The sequence below is a fragment of the Lactobacillus helveticus DSM 20075 = CGMCC 1.1877 genome, from assembly GCF_000160855.1.
In the GTDB taxonomy this organism is placed as follows: domain Bacteria; phylum Bacillota; class Bacilli; order Lactobacillales; family Lactobacillaceae; genus Lactobacillus; species Lactobacillus helveticus.
The window spans coordinates 112,066-127,915 of the sequence record NZ_GG700752.1; the positions used below are offsets into that span (position 1 = coordinate 112,066).

The following is a 15,850-nucleotide window of genomic DNA, read 5'->3' on the forward strand; positions in this document are numbered from 1 at the left end:
GTTCACATATTGCCTTAGAAGGAATTACAAATATCACAAAAAATGATGTTTTAGTTATTTTTTCTTATAGTGGAATGACTCAAGAACCACTATTGATGGCTAAGCAGGCTAGAAAAAATCACGCAAAAATATAGTTTTGATTACACGAGAAAAGACATCTCCATTAAGACAAATCTCAGATATAATAATCTCTTTACCAACAAATGAAAAACTTTTACGATTTGGAGCAGTAAATTCATTGTTTTCTGAAATGTTTGCTTCAAGTTTAATTTCGCCTAAATTAAATGAATTAAAAGAAAAAATGGAGATTACTCAAGAATTAACAGATTATTTAAAGATAAAGGATTAATTAATACAAAACAGCATTTGAGTTAAGAAAAACAAAAATAACCAACTAATTATTTAACAGAATAATTGGTTGGTTATTTAGTTTGAAAAAGTTATTTACTGGGAAATATTTATAAATAGCTTTTTTAATCAGGGATAAATTGTTATTTAGTTCTTGTATTTGTCGTCTAGTTCTTGAGCTGCAGCCTTATCAACAATAACAGTTACATCAGGGTGCTTTTGCAAAATTGATGCTGGCACTTGTTCAGTAACAGGTCCTTCAATCATTTCTTTGATTGCTTGTGCCTTCTTTTCACCAAAGGCCATCAAAACGACCTTCTTAGCATCCATGATGTTAGCAGTACCCATACAAATTGCACTCTTAGGTACTTCATCTTCATTATCGAAGAAGCGTGAGTTAGCCTTGATCGTATTCTCAGTTAACTTAACTTCGTGAGTACCAATGTCAAATGGAGTACCTGGTTCATTGAAGGCGATGTGACCGTTACGGCCGATACCTAACAATTGAACATCAATTGGATTGTCTTTGATAATTTGATCGTATTCTTTGCAAGTAGCAGCGACATCCTTGGTCATGCCATCTGGAATGTAGGATTTCTTAAAAGGCTTTTTATCGAATAAGTGCTTACGCATGAAATAGTGGTAACTTTGAGGATTATCAGGTGTTAAGCCAACATATTCATCAAGGTTAATGCTGATTAAGTTTGAACAGTTGAGATCACTGTTGATAAAGTTTTGATAAAGAGTTTCAGGGGTAGAACCGGTAGCTAAACCTAAAACTTTAGCACCATTTTTGATTTCATTTTTAAAAATCTCAAATGCTTTTGCTCCACCTTGAATTTTGTTTTCAGTAACAATAACTTTCATTTTAAAATCCTCCTTTACTGGTCTAGTCCATTATAAAATGGAATAGACCATTTTGTCAATTGGTAAAATGAAAAAGGCAGAACTATGTTAAAATTTGAGTAAAGGAAGTGAATGCGGATGGATTTCGAAAAATTATCAGGTTTAGGTATAGGTACTTGGGGGATTGGTGAAGATCCTAAAAAGAAAAAAGACGAAATTGCAGCCATTCGCTATGGTTTAGATAATGGGCTGAATATTATCGATACAGCAGAGATGTATGGCGATGGTAAAAGTGAAAAGCTGATAGGCGAGGCAATTAGAGATTATGACCGCGATCAATTGTTTTTAATTTCAAAATTCTATCCCTATCATGCAACTCCTGAGCTAGAGAGAAAGAGTCTTGAAGCTAGCTTAGAAAGATTAGGTACTGATTATTTAGATTTATATTTATTGCATTGGCGTGGTAATCACCGCTTGTCAGATACGATTCGCGGCTTGCAGGCTTTACAAAAAGAAGGATTAATTCGCCATTGGGGTGTTTCTAATTTTGACACGTCCGACATGAAAGAATTATTTGGTGTGCCCGGTGGAACAGAATGTTTTGCTAACGAAGATCTCTATAATATTAAAGAGCGCGGCACGGAGTTCGATTTACAAGATTGGCAAAAAGATCATGGTGTCAGCTTCATTGGTTATTCTCCATTTAATTCTGGAGCAGGAGACACGATTAGAATTACGCAGAATTTGAAGATCGTAGCTCGCGATCATGGTGTAACGCCGCATCAAATTATGCTTGCTTGGACACTGCGCAATGGCAATGTGTTGGCTATTCCAAAAAGTAGCAGCATTAAACACATGAAGGAAAATATTGCTGCTCAAGAAATAAAGTTAACTGATGACGAGTTAAGGTTAATTAATAGTGATTTCCCAATTCCAACGGAGAAGACGCCTTTAGCGGTAATTTAGATAAAAAATAAAAGACTTTTTTCATGTGAAACAGGCCCTTTTTGATGAGAAAAATTTTAGACTATGGTTTAATTAGTAATATCTTTTTTATGAATTGGGGATAAAAATGAGACGAGAAGAAACGAGACGTATGACCATTACTGCAGTTTTTGCAGCTATTTTGATCATGCAAACTTTTTTGCCGAATATTGGCTATGTGAGAATCATTCCTGTTTTACCAGTAGCAATTACCACGATTCCAATGACAATTGCAATTTATGGTACTTTGATGGGAACAAAGGCTGGTCTAGGATTCGGATTATTCTGGGGAATTACCAGATTAATTGTTGCCTACACACAACCTGGTGATATGGTCAGCTTGATGTTGTTCCAAAATCCAGTAATTTCTGTTGTGCCTAGTGTTTTAGCAGGATTTTTCCCGAGCTTAATTACCAAGGCAATGGGTAAAACCAATTATGCTAAGTTAGGCTACATTTTTAGTGGTGCAGTAACATCATTAACTAATACGATCATGGTAATTTTACTGACTAGTATTTTCTTTATGCATGATCCAGCTAGTCTAGTCCATTACCTAGGTAACTATAGTTCTAGCACACCGCTGATTCTGATTTTGATTACGGCGCTAGGTGCAAATGGTGTGATTGAAGCAATCTTCACTGCATTAGTAGTGCCGGTGATTGTTACACCGCTTAATTTAGTGTTAAAAAGAGCGTAGAAAAACAGCGTTAGTAATTCTAACGCTGTTTTTCTTATTCGCTTCTAAGCGCGATAGCTGCGTCCTTTTTAGCTGCCATTCTGGCAGGGATGTGACCACCAATTAAAGTTAATACAGTTGAAATAATGATCAAAATCAACGCAGCCTTTGGATCAAGCTGAGCCACATTAGCTAGGTCAGTGATCTTGTAAATCACGCTGTTGATAGGGAATGTTAATAGGTAAGCGATGAAGACACCGAGCACACCAGAGAAGACACCTAAGATAAAGGTTTCTGCGTCAAAGACGCGAGTGATGTCTTTCTTACGTGCACCTAAAGCCTTCAAGACTCCAATTTCCTTGGTTCTTTCCAAAACTGAAGTGTAAGTTAAGATACCGATCATAATCATGGAAGTGATTAATGAAATTGCGGCAAAGGCAACCAAGATAGTGGTAATACCGCCAAGCAATCCACCGGTCATGGTCGTTACGGCACTCGACATATCGGTGTAGACGATCTTGTCAGCCTTCTTTTTGCCCTTGTTCCACTTATCAAGATAATCAAGAACCTTGTCCTTATCATCAAAGTTGTTTGGATAGATCATAATGCCAGTAGGGATGCTTGAGCCACCTAAGGTTTGCATGATCATCTTCTTTTCGCTAGCCTTCATGCTTTGTCCAGTTAAAACATTGCGGTTAGTCTTCTTTTGAGCCTTCACGATGGCAGAATTCTTGTTGTCATTGATGACATCTTGAGAAAGCTTGTCACTATAAGCGATCCCTGTTGATAAAAGAGCCATCGAATCTTCATTCTTAGGTCTAATTACTCCAGTTAGCTTCAGCTTACTACCGCCGTTGTACATTGCTGAATTAGCCTTCTTAGGAATAAACATTCCCGTAGGCAATTCTTGGTAGTAATCATTATTATCAACGATACTGAATTCTTTGCCAATTAACTTACTAAATTTAATACGTTCTTTGTTGTCGACATCAAAACCAAGGTTCTTCAAAGAATTAATGTTAACGGTATTTTTATTATCGGTTACTAAAACAAGGTCAGTAGTTTTGCTTGGCCAATGACCATAAAGCAACTGATAATTTTGCTTCAAAAATGAGCCCTTCTTTTTATTTAAAGCGGTAGGAAAAACAGAGGAACCGATTCCCATGGAACTCATTGCTTGTGAGCGCATTGCAGACATTGAGGCGTTTTGATCAGGATCTGCACTTAAAAATTGTACGCGTTCAACTTTGCCGTAAACCTTAGAAAGCAGGTTTAAATTAACCGCTCTTTGATAAGAAACATTGTTGGCATAGTTAGGATTGATCTTATTGATGTAATCAACGTACTTCTCAGTGATCTTGTTAGTATGCTGAGCCTCTTCACTGGGATCCTTTTTCGCCGTGACATAACCGTGATTTTTAACGTTTTTGTCCGAGTCATCACGTTCGCTCATCGAAGTCATGTCAGTAGCCGTCTGCGAGATCGTAATCGGATATTTGGCTAAAGCCTTACTCATGGTTGTATTGATTTGCTTTTGAAAACCATTAGAGATCGAAAGCACAACGGCAATAGAAATAATCCCAATACTGGAGGCAAAAGCAGTTAAAATAGTTCGCCCTTTTTTAGTCATAATATTGGTGAAACTAAGCTTAATTGCGTTCCAGTAAGACATTTTGGTCCGCTTCAAGTTGAAAGTATCTTTTTCGTCCTCTGGCTTAAAAGGTTTGGAATCATGCTGAATTTTACCGTCTTGGAAATTGACGATTCTGGTAGCATATTTTTCAGCTAATTCTGGATTGTGTGTAACCATGATGATCAAACGATCTTTTGAAAGCTTCTTGATCAATTCCATGATTTGCACGGAAGTTTCGGTATCAAGCGCACCAGTCGGCTTGTCACACAGCAAGATATCGGGGTCATTAGCGATCGCACGGGCAATGGCAACACGTTGCATTTGACCACCGGATAATTAGTTAGGGCGCTTATTAATGTGTTCCTCTAATCCACCCTTAGTCAATGCGGCAATAGCTTTTTCATGACGTTCCTTTTTACCGACACCAGATAGATTCATCCCTAATTCAACGTTAGCGATGATTGATAGGAGGTTATAATTTTGAAAAATAAAGCCAACACTGTTATTGCGGTAGGCATCCCAATCTGTTTCCTTAAAATTCTTGGTTGACTTACCGTTAATGATCAAATCGCCTTTGTCATAATGGTCAAGTCCACCAATTACGTTCAACATTGTTGTCTTCCCAGAACCACTTGGTCACAAGATAGCAACAAATTCTTGATCTCTAAATGAGATCGTTACATCATCTAGGGCATGGGTGATATTGTCTCCAACCTTGTATGATTTAAAAATATGTTTTAGTTGTAGCATTCGGTCCTTCTCTTCTAAATAGTTTTAGATCACACTAAACTTTACATTGCCTGTTGCAACTAAGATAGCTTGTAAGATAAAGAATAAAACTATTACTCCCATGATAACGAAATGACGGTGTTTATGCATGATAAACACACCGGCAAATTCGCGAATAATGGCATTAGGCAGATAGTACAAACGGGTGAAAGCCCCGACACCATTAGCTTTTAGACCTACTTCCTTAGCTAAAAGCGCTGCTCTAAAAATATGGTAGTTGTTGCTAAAGAAAGTCGATCTAAAGTTGCTACTGCCGAAGTCCTTAGTAGCTAATCTCTTAGAAAAAAGCATATTTTGGTAGGTGTTTTTAGACTTGTCTTCAATTAGCAAGTGGTTAGTCTTGATGCCACGTTTTCGGGCAAATTTAGCCATTGCAACAGCTTCAGGTATCTTTTCATCAGGTCCTTGACTACCTGACATGATGATAATAGGGCGCTTCCTGCCTTTTTGATACTGGCGGTTAGAGTATTGAATAGCACGGTTGATGCGTGCAGCAAGGAGCTTAGAAACGCGATCACCATTAATTAAACCAGCACCTAGCACAATCAGATAATCTTGCTTATAACGGCGTGGGTAAATTTGGTACAAAAGTAGGTTAATTAGAAAGTTGTATAAAACTAAACCTAAGTAAATAGCAATAGCTGGAATTGAAGCTAGCAGCACGCTGAGCCAGCGTGGCAGGTATTGTCCTGAACCAAATAAAAACATTAGACTCAGAATTAAAGCGACAAAGCCGAAGATCAATGTTAAAAGGTTAGGCAGTGTATGACTCTCGTATTTCCAGACAAAATAGGCGTTCCAAAATAGGAAAAGCCAAGCGAAGATTAATAGCGCGGTGATCAAAAAGAAGGCTGCTAAGACTAGCAAATCATAGGCTCGCTGCAGGCCGTGACTCGTGCTTTTATGCACCATAACGGTGACCCAGATTACTACTGAAGCAAGAAAGATAGTAAAAAATACGCCATTGATCAGGCGGCGTGGTTCAACTAGCCATGAAATGAGAAAGACAAAAAACATGACTAGCATGAAAACTGAGATGTAGAAAAATTCGCCTCGTCTCCCAAAAAAAGCGATGATTTCATTCAACATGATGACCCCTCCTTAGTCATTTTGAGTTATTTCTATTATAATGGAAACAATAGTTAAAAGATGAAAGAATCAAGGTGTTAATGAGAAAATGGCGAAATTTTGGCATTACCTGGGAAATATTGCGGGGGCAATTTTGTCGCTCGCTTTATATGTCGAGCTGCAAGTATTTTATTTTTACCCCCAAAAAATCAGATTGGATCATATGCGTGCATTAGTGACTGCGTTGGTGACGGTAGTCGTACTTTTCGTGATTTTCAATCTGTATAAACGGCAATTAAAAGAACATAATGATTGGGGCTTTAATCAGACGCCGCACTGGGATATGCGGAGAATCGGAATTGCGATAGTTGGCTTTGTTTTAATTATCATTGTTTCAATATTAATGTTGAATTCAGTTGGCCGAGGAGTTTCGAATAACCAACAGGCATTAGATAAGATCGAGCTGCATAGCAAGGGCTTGTTTGAAATTATGGTGGTCTTTATTGCGCCGTTTTGTGAGGAAGTCATCTTTAGAGGGATGTTTTTCAATATTTTCTTCACGAAGAAAAAGATTACGAATAAGTTGCTAGGGATCATTGTTAGTGGCTTCTTATTCGCTTATATGCATGATCCAATGCTTAGCAAGTTTATCTTTGTATATTGGGGCTTAGGCATGGTGCTAGCTTGGGTTTACATGCAGACGAAGGACTTACGTTACTCGATGCTAGTGCACATGTGTTATAACGCTATGGGCTTTATTGGATAAAAAATTTTTAGTTGGCCATTTTATACGAAAATGGAAAGAAGTTATTTTTAAAAATAATATTATAGATGTTATAATACATTTGCAACGAAGAAAATATATCCATAACAGTCTCACCTACTCTCAAGATTAGGAGGATGTAGTAGTTGGAAATAACTAACATTCATAGATATATAAAAATCCCGTTACGTTTGATGTAACGGGATTTTTTGATTGCAATTATAAGTTGCTCCAAAATTTTACTCCCCAAAATGAAAAGTAAAATGGTTATGTGTCATGAAAAAATTGGATGGACTGGAGCGGTATACCTGGTTGCTGGGCGATTGCTATAAGTATTATACTAGGCGCGGTTGGCAGACTTGCCATTAACTTAGCCAAAGCTTATGCAATAATGAAAAAAGCTAACTACAAGGGTTAGCCGCGATAGTCATTCGAGTTACGCTTGGAGTTAGCAAGTGCAAGTTGCTAGCTCCTTTTCTTTTATTATTATATGAAATCAAGCTAAAAACTGCAATTAAATTGAGTTAAATATGAGCCTATTGGTCTTTATATTCTTCAACGAATTCTTTGGCTTGGTCATACTATCCCTCAATATAAAGTGTTTTTTAGAAGTACATCAGGTGATTAGATAAAAGGAAAGTATGTGTTGCTCTATAAGATATTAAAATATAAATAATTGTTGAAGCTGTTTAAACTTGTTATAATAGTGATGAAAAAGAGGCTGACAAATGTGTCAACCTCGTAGTGTAGAAATAGCATCAGCGGTGCGATCAAATATAATTTTAAAATATACTAAATAACTGCCAGCTTTGCCGAGCTAAAGCAGTTATTTTTTATTTTGCTGATTAAAAAAATTTAATCAACTCCACAACTAATAAAATTAATACAACGACAAATGAGCCGAAATCTAACATTAGCTGTAACGCATCTGAGACAGACACGAAGGCTGCTCTATTAGGATGTGAATACGAGTTAAAAATCACTCATAAGCACCATCTCCTTCGAGGATAGCCACCGTTTCAGCTTTTCTACGGATAAAATTATACTAAATCCAAATATACGTTCACAAGCGAACACAAAAAATCGTTCACACATTAGTTGGAACGATTTTCTTTTCCATAGAATGAATGCAAAATTAGCCAAACAATAGTGGCAAGGACTGCAATATCAAAGCACCAAATACCGGGATGAAAGCCACTAACTAATGGAATAAAGTCGATAATAGCAACAAATTGATCATGGATAGCAGGTAGGTGCGGATCTTGTATCCAACCATAAATCTTTACTGCCATGAAAATAATAGTTATTACCCAGGCAATAATTGCAATGAGTGCGGAAATCTTTTTAGCTAAGCGTATTTTCTCTGTAGGATTCATTCATTGTCCTCCCAAATTTGTTTAACATCCTTGAAGGCTTCTAACAATTTCTGTGCATGTCGTGAGCAGTTCAATTGTATCAAATTATTAAATATTGCTAGAACTGGTTGTTCATTTCCAGTCTGACAGTAGTCGATGCCCCGTTGCAAAAAGGTTAAGGTGAGATCAAAAAACATGAAATGAGGCGGAAGTTCGATCTTACGCAATTCATCTAATAACTGTTGTGCGTAGTCTAGTTTCTTTTTAAAAATAAAAGCAATAACAGTATCTGAGAGACCACCCATAAAGATTGTGAGATTATCAGTCAAATCGCTAACTTGGTCAAAGTTATGGACGATCCGCATGGCGATTTTAAAGCCAATTTCGGAATTCAACAAGAAGGGTGAATTGGCAAACAAGGTAATGTTGTATTTAGACCAGACTGTATTATGTAGCAGATAAGAGCCAATGCGTTGAATATCAGCAGTAGTCAGGTAATTCTTCCCCTCAATTAAAAGCAGTTTGTTACAGACTAGCATAATATTTTTTAATTCAAGAATGTTTTTGCTAGCGTGATATTTAGCTAAATGATCCTGCGCATACTTACGTAGTACAGGAACATCTTCATCCTTAATTGCCGTAACTATCTCATCAGGCAGTTCAAATTCTGCTTCGATGTTTGCCCGTTCGGTGAATTCATCTAGCGTAATGTTAATGCGTTTGAGTAACGCAATTGCCGTACTGAATTCTACTTCTACCTGATTGTTTTCCCAACGAGAGAGTTTAGAAATAGAACAAATTCCCTGGCACGCCTCAGTTTGCGTGATTTCTTGTTCTTTGCGTAAATCTTTATAAAATGAACCATATTTAAACATGTCATACCTCAGTTTGCAGATCTGCAAATTCTTTACATTTTCATTCATTATCCTGCGATACTAATAACAATTCAAGTAGCGAGGGATAGAAATGAAAAGAGGAATGGAAATGTTAATTTTGGCTATTGTAATTATTTTAGTTATCTTAGGAATTTTAAAGGTGCAGGATATGAATAAAGTTAGTTCAGAACAAGTAGTACAAAAAGTTTTAACTAATTGCGAATTTAATCAAGTAAAAGTTGATACCAGTAATGCCAATATTAAAGTCAAACAAGGCAATCATTACCGTGTCCTTTTTGAAGGGAGACAGAAGTTGCTTCCAAAAGTTGAAGTTAAGAATAAGCGATTAATTGTTGAAGATAAAGATGGCATTAAGGTGGTTAATGGAAATCTCTTTGACTTATTCAAAAAACATTCTGTAGTACCACAAATTACGATTGAATTACCAAATGAAAAGTTAAAAAATATTGAAATCGATAATTCTAACGGTAGCGTTACGGTTCAAGGCGTTGCTGTTAGTCAAGGTGAAATTGATCTTTCAAACGGCAATATTATGGTCGATCATAGTACAGCTGACGGTTATGATCTGGATACGTCGAATGGACACGTTGAGATAAATGGTTCAAATAAAGGTGACTCTTACAGTAAGGATGACAAGGCGCGAAGAGTATTAAGTATTGATAATTCAAATGGTGACATAACGGTAAGTTACGGAGGATAGAAATATGATTTACAAATACTCTTCACATTCTAAATTTATCAGCATGATTATCTTCGGTTTAATTGCCGGTATGAAACAGATTATCGTGGCTTATATGGTGCAGACGTTGACTAATATTGCTACACAAAGAAGCTTTAGTGACTTACCGCAAATTTTGTTAATTGCTGTTAGTGGTCTGTTGATTACCTTTTTAGCTTCACTTATTTTCAATCGTTTAAAAACAGGTGCGATTCAAGAAGCAAATATTACTTTACGGCTTGGTATCTTAAAAGGGATGCTTAAACAATCTAGTGATGAAAATACTAATAGTTTAGGTTATCTAACTACAGATTTTAAATTATTAGAAACTAATCGTTTTGATGCAGAAATTGAAATAATGATGCAAGCGTACATGATCATTTTTGCATTAGGCTATGCATTGTTGGTTAACTGGTTAGTAACCTTGCTTTTCCTAATAGGTTCATGCTTACCGATGATAGTGTCTAGCTTCTTTCAAAGGAAAATTCAGACTGCTTCCGAAAATTGGACTAACGCCAATGATAAGTATGTTAGTCATATCAAGAATTTTTTAGCTGGTAGTTCAACGTTGAAGTTATATGATAAGCAAGATAATGCTGTTAAGAAGAATAATGTGTTCGTTAACCAATTAGAAGCAGCACTGCGCAAGATGAATTTACTGAACTTGGACACAATTTCATGGGTCAGCTTGATTGCTAACTTATTTACCTTTACAGTGCCATTCTTAGTAGGGATTTACATGGTAGTTAATGGACAAACTACATTGGGTGCATTATTTGCAATCGTGCAGTTGTCGAATTCTTTTGTTAATCCAATTTTGGCAATTTTAGAAGATCGCAATAAGTTATCAACTACTAAAAAGATTGTTGCTAAAGCTGAAAAGTATATTGCCGAAGGCAAGAAAACTGAAGACGTTTCTGAAAATGATTTTAGTGAATTGGAAGTGGATGATTTAACTTTAATTAGAAAAGATCAGGAGCTGGCTAGACATCTTAATTTAAAGATTAAGGCTGAACAAAAAGTAGCGGTTATTGGGCCATCGGGTACTGGTAAATCAACGCTTTTGCAATATTTAATGACAGGAGAATTCGGTCAGGCTAAAGATATTATTTTGAATAATAGCCAAGCTAAGGCTGGTGGATTCGCCAATATCTTTTCATACGCTAGTCAAAGTCCTGTAATTTTTGCGGACAATTTATGGTTTAACTTAACTCTTGGCGTAGATATTTCCCGGGAAATGGTAATGGAAGTCTGCACCAAGTTGGGACTAGACACCATCGTGAAAGAGAAAGGATGGGATTATTCTTTAGGGGATAATGCGGATCAATTATCTGGTGGTCAGCTTGCAAGAATTGAATTGGCACGGGCCATTTTAATGAAGCGACCAGTACTGCTGCTTGATGAAATTAACGCATCCCTTGATAAAAAGACCTCAGATCAGATTCACGATTACTTGCTAGAGTCTGATTTGACTTTTGTAGAAGTGATTCATCATTATGAACCAGAAGAGTTGCAGAGATATGATCAAGTAATCGATTTAGAACAGTTTGTTTCAAGATATAAAAAATCCCCGACATATTGTCGAGGACTTTCTATTTAGAATAGTGATATTTTAGTTGCCATATTTGAAGTTCTGTTGCCGTAACTGAATAAGCCATACGATCTTTGTGATTGATTTTTCGAGACCATGTACCGCTTAAATTTGCCTTTAAAGGCTCAGGTTTTCCTTTTCCAGTGAATGGATGGCGTTGACAATCTCTAATGAGACCATCGATTTTCTTTGAAGTTTTTTTATCTTCTTTCTTCCACTCTAGATATTCATCCCAGGCATTATAGTTAAAATTTACGTTAAGCTTCGTCATCTTTAGTTAGAGCCTCGAATTCTTCTGGGGTTAAGATTTTGTTTCGGGTATCTTTATTTTCAAACGATTCTTTAGCTTCTGCTAATGCATCACGATTTGCCTTAGTCCCTAGAAGATATGAGGTCTCTTGCCATGAATCATATTCTTTTTGTGAAATAATTACGACGTTTTTGTCTTTAGGACGAGCAACAATAACTGTAGTATCATAGTCATTAATGTCATCAGCAATTTTTTTAAAGTTATTACGTAGGTCACGAGCAGTAACTGCTTTAATATTATTTGGTGTTTGTAGCATGGTCCATCATCTCCTAACAGTATTATATTATGTAGGCTAAATTGTGTCTACATTTTAAGACTGAAAAATCTAGTATTCGTTCGCAAGCGAACATGAAAAATCCCCGACGCCTTGTCGAAGACTTTCTTTTACATAAATTCTGTACTATCTTTTTGCTTTTTAATAAAGTAATTCAAGATAAATGGTGAAAGCACCGTTGTAACGATGATTACTAAAATCACACTGGAGTAAATATCTTCAGGGAAGAGGTGATGAGTGATCCCGATCTGTGCCACGATCAAGGCAACTTCTCCACGAGAAACCATCCCGGCACCCACAATGTTGCCTTCATTTTTAGTAAAACCGAAGACTTCGCTTGAGTATTTACCAGCCCAGAATTTGGATAAGAGAGCTAAGATTGTCATCATAATGATGAACCAAATATCCTTGAAGAAGCTCTCAAAGGTCATTGAAAGACCGATGTCAGCGAAGAACACCGGAATAAAAATCGCGTAACCAATTGCGGAAACTGAAGAGTGAACTTCTTTATATTGTGGCGTTTGTCTAATAGCCAAACCACCAAAGAATGCACCTACAACGGCGGATAATCCAACTAAGTCGGCAGCCCAAGCCATTGTTAAAGCTAAGACAAGTGAACCGATAACTACGGAGTAATCAACATCGATTTTTTCGGAAGCCTTCATAAAGTATGGCGCAGCGAACTTAAAGATGATCCACACAACAACGAAGTAGACAATTTCGATCAAGATATTAATAAAGAAGTTGTTAGTTAACCCACTCTTGCCGCCTTCGTGACTGAAAGTAGTGAACCCACTTAATACAACAACCGCTAAAATATCGTCAACTACGGCTGCTCCTAAAATTGCTGTACCGGCACGGGTATGGAGTTGTTGTGCTTCTTGCAATACTACAACGGAGATTGACACACTGGTTGCCGCAAAGACAATTCCGATAAAGAGAGCTTCAAGTGGTTTCATGCCGAAGAAATAGCTGGCAATACCCATGAAGACAACGGGTAAGATAACTCCGATACTAGCTACGGTGAAACTTAACTTGAAGTATTTCTTTAATAAGTCCAGGTCACTTTCCAGACCTGCTAAGAACATTAACAGGATTACCCCAAACTCTGAGAATAGACTGACGATGTCGTTTGGTGTTACCCAATTTAAGATAGCAGGGCCCAATATGATTCCTGATAATAATTGTCCGATAACTGCAGGCATATTAAAGCGAGCAAAGACCTGTCCTAATAAAACTGTAGTTAAAAGGATTAAGATTAATTCCCCTAAAAAATGCATGTATTCCCTTTCTATAAAAAAGCAAAAGCTTTCAAGGTGCTTCTTGACCCAAAGAAGCAAATCTTGAAAGCTTTTATTCTGATAAAAACCCAACCACTAAATGAAATATTCAGTTGAGTCTAATTTTAATATTTTTCTAAACTGGATGCAAATTACTCTTCCAAACCAAATTGCTTGTTGCTTGGTTTAGTCTTAGCAAGAAGTCCCAAACTGATAGTAATCATGTCGACAACTTCTTGCAAGATAGCACCCCAAAAGGCAGGGATGACACCAGTGAAGGCAATCAATTCGATGATGATAACAACACCAATAGCAGTTAAAACGTCGATGTTAGCAACCTTCATAGTGTGTTTAGAAATGGCAACCGCATCGTTAACCTTGGATAAATCGTTAACCATGATAACGGCGTCGGCACTTTCACTAGCAGCTGTTGCGCCTTTGGCACCCATAGCGATACCAACGTCAGCAGCAGTCAAACTTGGAGCATCGTTAACACCGTCACCAGTCATAACGACAGGACGTAAGTCTTTAGGCACTTCCTTAATAGCCTTAATCTTTTCAGCTGGTAAAAGATTGGCACGAATATCGGTAATACCAGCCTTTTTACCAACTTTTTCGGCAACTTGCATGTGGTCACCGGTAAGCATCATGATGTCTTCTGCACCTTGACGCTTCAACTTAGCAATGGTTTCAGCTGTTTCAGGACGAATTTCATCCATCATAGTGATATAACCAGCAAACTTGCCATCGACTGAGACAAAGACAGCAGTTGAAGTTACAGCAATTTTTTCATGATCAGGAGCAACGAAGCTTAATTTACCAACCTTAACATGCTTACCATCTACGTCGCCTTCTACACCTTGAGCGGTGGTTTCCTTTAAGTTGGTAACTGGCTTGATTAAACTGCTGTCAGTAGCCTTAACCAAAGAGCTGGCAATAACGTGGCTAGATTGTTGCTCAACACTAGCAGCTAAGCTTTGCAATTCTTCTTTTGAAAGACCATCACCTTCAGGGATGATTTGATCAATAACTAATTGATTTTCAGTTAAAGTACCAGTCTTATCAAAGGCGAAAGTCTTAGCACGAGCTAACTTTTCAAGAGTTGGACCTGACTTAACAATGATGTGGTGTGCTGACATTGAACTCATACCACTGACCAAAGCAACAGGAGCTGCAATCAAAAGTGGACATGGAGAAGCAACAACCATAACTTCCGCAAATCTTGTGGCATCCCCAGATACAGCCCATGCGACACCACCAATTATCAATGAAATGATGGTGAATGGAATGGCGTAACGGTCAGCCATCTTAACGAACTTAGCTGGCTGAGCTTGTGCTGACTTAACCAAGGCAACAATTGACTGATATTCTGAATCCTTGGCAGCTTTCGTAACCTTCATTTGAACGGCTGCATCACCATTAACGGAACCAGACATCAGCTCATCGCCCGGCTTTTTAGCAACAGGAACAGATTCACCAGTTAATGATGATTGGTCAAAACTTGAGTCGCCTTTAACAATTTCACCGTCAACTGGGACTTGTTGACCAGGCTTGATCAAAACGATGTCACCAATCTTCAAGTCTTCAACGTTAACTTCACTAATCTTGCCATTAACTAACTTGTTAGCAATACGAGGAGTATTGTTCAAAAGGGAACGCAATTCCTTGCTGGCTTGACCTGTAGCGTAGTCTGCTAGGGTTTCACCACCAGTAGACATTACCAAGATCATCCATTCAGCCCAGTAATTGTTGATTAAAATGGTAGAGACGATCGCAATTACGGCCAAAATATCGACACCGTAACGGCCAGATTTCCAATCATTAAATATTTCCATTAATAGGAGGACGGAAATCCAAATACCCAAAATGTCGATAATAATTGCTTGCGGATTCATTTGTAATTTAAGAATTGGCGTTACAAATAGAGTAGAAGCATGCAAACCAAATTCAAAAATTAAACTTATTACCCCGGCAATTAAAACGACAATAAATTTCCATTGACGTTTCATAATATAGCCTCTAAAAAAGTAAATACATCACTCTACTCAAATCATTATAACATTCTTTTGCCATAAGGATATGTAAATAGAAAACTAGTTTCAATCATTAAAAAAGACAGCTTTTTGCAAGCTGCCTAACAGTTATTTTATTTTGATAGATTTATAGTGCTTATCATACGTATGAGTTACATAATTAAATGCTTTGATCCACTCACGTCTAGTAAGCAATCCTTGGAAAACGCCACGGTCATCGACGATTGGCAAGAAGGCATTATTAATTAATAAATGCAGTTGTGCTTCTAGTGTAGTTTGCACAAAA

The 15,850-nt window shown here is 37.3% G+C and carries 15 protein-coding genes, 2 pseudogenes and 1 other annotated feature; of the genes and pseudogenes, 6 read left to right on the forward strand and 11 right to left on the reverse strand.

What is annotated here, in order from left to right; genetic code table 11:
* Window positions 1-136 precede the first annotated feature (136 nt).
* Window positions 137-349, forward strand: a complete 213-nt coding sequence (locus HMPREF0518_RS10500) for a MurR/RpiR family transcriptional regulator (RefSeq protein ID WP_003624972.1) — start codon at window positions 137-139, stop codon at window positions 347-349.
* A 146-nt stretch (window positions 350-495) separates the two neighbouring features.
* Here the strand turns inward: HMPREF0518_RS10500 and nagB are convergent, their stop codons facing one another.
* Window positions 496-1,215, reverse strand: coding sequence for a glucosamine-6-phosphate deaminase (gene nagB, locus HMPREF0518_RS00495; RefSeq protein ID WP_003624974.1), 720 nt, complete (start codon window positions 1,213-1,215; stop codon window positions 496-498).
* A gap of 117 nt (window positions 1,216-1,332) precedes the next feature.
* Between nagB and HMPREF0518_RS00500 the strand changes: the two genes are divergently transcribed.
* Together HMPREF0518_RS00500 and HMPREF0518_RS00505 are read left to right on the forward strand one after the other, a co-directional pair.
* Entirely contained in the window at window positions 1,333-2,160 is an 828-nt protein-coding gene (locus HMPREF0518_RS00500; RefSeq protein ID WP_004561127.1) for an aldo/keto reductase, read from the forward strand.
* Window positions 2,161-2,266: 106 nt separating this feature from the next.
* On the forward strand, window positions 2,267-2,875 hold the full coding sequence (locus HMPREF0518_RS00505; RefSeq protein WP_003624979.1) for an ECF transporter S component: 609 nt from the start codon (window positions 2,267-2,269) through the stop codon (window positions 2,873-2,875).
* Window positions 2,876-2,909: 34 nt separating this feature from the next.
* Here the strand turns inward: HMPREF0518_RS00505 and HMPREF0518_RS00510 are convergent.
* A pseudogene (locus tag HMPREF0518_RS00510) lies at window positions 2,910-5,237 on the reverse strand (ABC transporter ATP-binding protein/permease).
* Between the two features lie 24 nt (window positions 5,238-5,261).
* Complete coding sequence (locus HMPREF0518_RS00515; protein WP_003624985.1) at window positions 5,262-6,365, reverse strand: YdcF family protein; 1,104 nt, start codon at window positions 6,363-6,365, stop codon at window positions 5,262-5,264.
* Window positions 6,366-6,453: 88 nt separating this feature from the next.
* Here HMPREF0518_RS00515 and HMPREF0518_RS00520 point away from each other — a divergent pair, with 88 nt between their 5' ends.
* Window positions 6,454-7,110, forward strand: a complete 657-nt coding sequence (locus tag HMPREF0518_RS00520) for a CPBP family intramembrane glutamic endopeptidase (RefSeq protein WP_003624988.1) — start codon at window positions 6,454-6,456, stop codon at window positions 7,108-7,110.
* An 842-nt stretch (window positions 7,111-7,952) separates the two neighbouring features.
* Here the strand turns inward: HMPREF0518_RS00520 and HMPREF0518_RS11080 are convergent.
* The 3 genes from HMPREF0518_RS11080 to HMPREF0518_RS00530 all read right to left on the reverse strand — a co-directional run bounded on the left by HMPREF0518_RS11080 (window position 7,953) and on the right by HMPREF0518_RS00530 (window position 9,337).
* On the reverse strand, window positions 7,953-8,090 hold the full coding sequence (locus HMPREF0518_RS11080; RefSeq protein WP_023060748.1) for a putative holin-like toxin: 138 nt from the start codon (window positions 8,088-8,090) through the stop codon (window positions 7,953-7,955).
* 111 nt (window positions 8,091-8,201) lie between these two features.
* Window positions 8,202-8,483 (reverse strand): hypothetical protein, encoded by a 282-nt coding sequence (locus HMPREF0518_RS00525; RefSeq protein WP_003624992.1) that lies wholly within the window; start codon window positions 8,481-8,483, stop codon window positions 8,202-8,204.
* Window positions 8,480-9,337, reverse strand: coding sequence for an Rgg family transcriptional regulator (locus HMPREF0518_RS00530; RefSeq protein WP_012212392.1), 858 nt, complete (start codon window positions 9,335-9,337; stop codon window positions 8,480-8,482). The genes HMPREF0518_RS00525 and HMPREF0518_RS00530 overlap by 4 nt, the downstream gene beginning before the upstream one ends.
* Before the next feature lie 91 nt (window positions 9,338-9,428).
* Here HMPREF0518_RS00530 and HMPREF0518_RS00535 point away from each other — a divergent pair, with 91 nt between their 5' ends.
* A complete protein-coding gene (locus HMPREF0518_RS00535; RefSeq protein ID WP_003624995.1) occupies window positions 9,429-10,058 on the forward strand; it encodes a DUF4097 family beta strand repeat-containing protein in 630 nt (209 codons plus the stop codon).
* A gap of 4 nt (window positions 10,059-10,062) precedes the next feature.
* On the forward strand, window positions 10,063-11,676 hold the full coding sequence (locus HMPREF0518_RS00540) for an ATP-binding cassette domain-containing protein (RefSeq protein ID WP_023192828.1): 1,614 nt from the start codon (window positions 10,063-10,065) through the stop codon (window positions 11,674-11,676).
* On the opposite strand, the gene HMPREF0518_RS00545 is transcribed toward HMPREF0518_RS00540, so the two are convergent.
* The 5 genes and pseudogenes from HMPREF0518_RS00545 to HMPREF0518_RS09960 all read right to left on the reverse strand — a co-directional run.
* Window positions 11,669-11,938 carry a Txe/YoeB family addiction module toxin gene (locus tag HMPREF0518_RS00545; protein ID WP_003624999.1) on the reverse strand — a complete coding sequence of 90 codons (270 nt, stop codon included), beginning with the start codon at window positions 11,936-11,938 and terminating at the stop codon, window positions 11,669-11,671. The genes HMPREF0518_RS00540 and HMPREF0518_RS00545 overlap by 8 nt on opposite strands.
* The gene (locus tag HMPREF0518_RS00550; RefSeq protein WP_003625002.1) at window positions 11,925-12,233 is read right to left on the reverse strand and encodes a type II toxin-antitoxin system Phd/YefM family antitoxin; all 309 of its coding nucleotides are present in this window, start codon (window positions 12,231-12,233) and stop codon (window positions 11,925-11,927) included. Before HMPREF0518_RS00550 ends, HMPREF0518_RS00545 begins: the two co-directional genes overlap by 14 nt.
* A 128-nt stretch (window positions 12,234-12,361) precedes the next feature.
* Window positions 12,362-13,531 (reverse strand): cation:proton antiporter, encoded by a 1,170-nt coding sequence (locus HMPREF0518_RS00555; protein ID WP_003625003.1) that lies wholly within the window; start codon window positions 13,529-13,531, stop codon window positions 12,362-12,364.
* A gap of 38 nt (window positions 13,532-13,569) precedes the next feature.
* Window positions 13,570-13,626: a sequence feature (sodium ion sensor (DUF1646 type); this cis-regulatory element may regulate processes involved in with the transportation of sodium ions), on the reverse strand.
* Between the two features lie 57 nt (window positions 13,627-13,683).
* Complete coding sequence (locus HMPREF0518_RS00565) at window positions 13,684-15,540, reverse strand: heavy metal translocating P-type ATPase (protein WP_003625007.1); 1,857 nt, start codon at window positions 15,538-15,540, stop codon at window positions 13,684-13,686.
* Between the two features lie 132 nt (window positions 15,541-15,672).
* A pseudogene (locus HMPREF0518_RS09960) lies at window positions 15,673-15,850 on the reverse strand (cyclic-di-AMP-binding protein CbpB); the annotation flags it as partial.